1 protein-coding gene is annotated in these 470 nt (G+C 52.6%); it reads left to right on the forward strand.

Features of this window, described 5'->3' with window-relative positions:
* Nucleotides 1-470 (forward strand): beta-propeller fold lactonase family protein (locus J4G02_17230; GenBank protein MCE2396294.1); only part of this gene is annotated, 470 nt, incomplete at both ends.

Below are 470 nucleotides of genomic sequence, written 5' to 3' on the forward strand. Positions count from 1 at the left end.
AGCGCATTGCGTCATGACCGATGCGTCCAATAAGTTCGCCTTTCTCCCTCACGTCGGTGAATCCAACGCAATTTTTCAGTTCCAATTTGATGAAAGCACCGGCGCGCTGACCCCCAATACCTCCGTTCCTGTGCTTGCTGCCGGGGAAGGGGAAGGACCCCGCCACTATGTTTTTCATCCAGATATAGATGTCCTCTATGCCTCAAATGAGCAGGGGTGCAGCATAACTGCCTACAATTTTGACTCGTCAGCAGGCACTTTGTCCGCTTTTCAGACTGTCTCGACGCTACCGGATGATTTTGATGAGGAAAACTCCTGTGCGCAGATTCATATCACACCGAATGGCAAATTTGTGTACGTTTCAAACCGGGGGCATGATAGTATTGCCGGGTTCGCGACCGATGACACAACAGGCGCACTTACCGCGATCGGACGACAGCCGACGGAGCCAACTCCGCGAGCATTCAACG

Source organism: Candidatus Poribacteria bacterium, from assembly GCA_021295755.1.
GTDB lineage: Bacteria > Poribacteria > WGA-4E > WGA-4E > PCPOR2b > PCPOR2b.